This window comes from Undibacterium sp. SXout20W, from assembly GCF_049340285.1.
Classification (GTDB): Bacteria; Pseudomonadota; Gammaproteobacteria; order Burkholderiales; family Burkholderiaceae_D; genus Undibacterium.
The window spans coordinates 1-2091 of record NZ_JBMPPH010000096.1; the positions used below are offsets into that span (position 1 = coordinate 1).

Below are 2091 nucleotides of genomic sequence, written 5' to 3' on the forward strand. Positions count from 1 at the left end.
TTACACAACAGGAGATTGATCACGCCATGAATAGACTGAATAATCGACCAAGAAAAAGGTTAGGATACCTTACACCCAATCAGGTATTCTTCAAAAATACGCTTGCACTTCAAAATTGAACTCGCGTATATATCTTGCTTTCAAATAAACAACAAAGAGAACCTTTGGTCACCTAGACTCGGATGAGATTGTTGCTACGAATAACGCACTGGGATATCCGAGGAAATTAGTTTGTCTATGTTCGTTCGTTGTTTTTGATGCAAACAAACCAATTCAGTTATGATGCAATAAAGAAAACTAAACGGAAAATTTGATGACCGTAAAATCAAGCTCATGGACGAGAGAGCAGCTATTGGTTGCATTTAATTTGTATTGCCAGCTACCTTTCGGAAAATTTCATAGCCGCAATCCCGACATTATTCGTCTAGCAGCGCTGATAGATCGTACGCCATCAGCCCTAGCAATGAAATTAGTCAACATTGCAAGCCTTGATCCACTTATTACCGACACGGGTAGGGTGGGGCTTAAGGGATCATCAAAATTGGATCGGGCAATGTGGGACGAAATGCAAAATGATTGGAATTCTTTCGCGATGCAAAGTCAGACTATAGTTGATAACTTAGTTGAGTCAAGTCAGCCATTGCTCGAAAGTGCCATCACTACAGAATTAGGAATTGTCGAAGATGAATTGGACTACTCTGCCGAAACAAAAGTAGCGCAGACAAAAATTCGTATAGGTCAAAATTTCTTTCGCCGCTCCGTATTAAGTGCATATTCTGGACGGTGCTGCATTACTGGCTTATCGCATCCAAGTTTATTGGTCGCTAGTCACATCGTACCTTGGAAATCTGATAAAGATAATCGCCTCAACCCGCGTAATGGTTTGTGTCTTTCTGCCCTTCACGATAAAGCGTTCGATCAAGGGCTTATCACAATCACACACGACTATGAAGTCAAGGTTTCCTCTTCTGCTAGAAAATTAGAGAAGAATAAATTTACATCTGAATGGCTATTAGATTTAGACGGCAAGAAAATTTCTTTGCCTGAAAAATTTATACCTTCAAACGAATTTATTTCTTGGCATAACGAGCATATATTTTTGTCGAATTAAGTATTGATTTTCTTAGGTGCTGACGTGAAAGTAAGATTTTTATACATGTATCGCGATGCTGGAAATTTCAAAAATTTTGGCGAAGCTTATTTTGAAAATCCACATGGTTTCAGTTTAGAAAACCTGACAGAAAAAATAAAATCCAATCTTTTAGAAGACTTATTTTTTGATGCTTTTGCGGTTGGCTTACCAGAGTTATTCTTTGAAGATTACGACGACGAACTTGATCACGATTGGCATGAATTTGATCGATTGGAGCATCTCGTTGACAACAACATTGGAGACGACTTGCAGTCGATAAGCGATTTTATTGAACAACTAGAGGCGAAAAGATTAACGTAATTGTCGCACCGAAAATAGTTCGCTATTCATCTCGCTGAAGTGACAAAGATTACCAGACCTTCACTTTATCGTCGTCTATTAGCTGACGAAAATCCTCACTCATCGCCGCCCAATCCGCAATGTCCACCTTAAATGGCAAATCGGATTCCGAAAAGTCATATTCTAACCCTGCGATGAGACCTAAAGATAAACCTGAGTTGCTTTCGATTGCCAGATCCAGATCAGAGTAGGGTTTGCCTGTGTGTTTCGCACGTGAGCCAAATGTCCACACGGTGTCATTGGGAACATGGCGTTGCAATATCGCTGCGATGATCGCCCATTGCTTTGCCGTTACATCAAGGTCCGGTTGTTGGCTCATGAGTTTGGTGTGCCGCAATTAAGCGCTATCAATATTGCCATTTGCTTAATTATGATGCACCGACATTTGTCCGGCAAACATTTGATTTCTTCGGCTAGTAGCGACCCCACCTAAAGCTGAAACTGCTTAATCATTTCAGTATCAATATTACTTATCGCGAGTTCAATTTTGAAGTGCAAGCGTATTTTTGAAGAATACCTGATTGGGTGTAAGGTATCCTAACCTTTTTCTTGGTCGATTATTCAGTCTATTCATGGCGTGATCAATCTCCTGTTGTGTA

At 40.1% G+C, this 2091-nt stretch carries 3 protein-coding genes and 2 pseudogenes; 3 read left to right on the plus strand and 2 right to left on the minus strand.

The genetic code is table 11. The features are described 5' to 3' along the window. From ACO0K1_RS20065 to ACO0K1_RS20075, 3 genes and pseudogenes are all read left to right on the plus strand, one after another. Nucleotides 1-119 (plus strand): annotated as a pseudogene (locus ACO0K1_RS20065) (IS30 family transposase); the annotation flags it as partial. Nucleotides 120-313: 194 nt separating this feature from the next. Continuing rightward, nucleotides 314-1111 carry an HNH endonuclease gene (locus ACO0K1_RS20070; protein WP_423028957.1) on the plus strand — a complete coding sequence of 266 codons (798 nt, stop codon included), beginning with the start codon at nt 314-316 and terminating at the stop codon, nt 1109-1111. Between the two features lie 24 nt (nt 1112-1135). Continuing rightward, entirely contained in the window at nt 1136-1453 is a 318-nt protein-coding gene (locus ACO0K1_RS20075) for a hypothetical protein (RefSeq protein ID WP_423028959.1), read from the plus strand. Nucleotides 1454-1502: 49 nt separating this feature from the next. Here the strand turns inward: ACO0K1_RS20075 and ACO0K1_RS20080 are convergent, their stop codons facing one another. Both ACO0K1_RS20080 and ACO0K1_RS20085 read right to left on the minus strand, forming a co-directional pair. Beyond that, nucleotides 1503-1811 carry a nucleotidyltransferase family protein gene (locus tag ACO0K1_RS20080; RefSeq protein WP_423028961.1) on the minus strand — a complete coding sequence of 103 codons (309 nt, stop codon included), beginning with the start codon at nt 1809-1811 and terminating at the stop codon, nt 1503-1505. Nucleotides 1812-1973: 162 nt separating this feature from the next. Then, nucleotides 1974-2091, minus strand: a pseudogene (locus ACO0K1_RS20085) (IS30 family transposase); the annotation flags it as partial.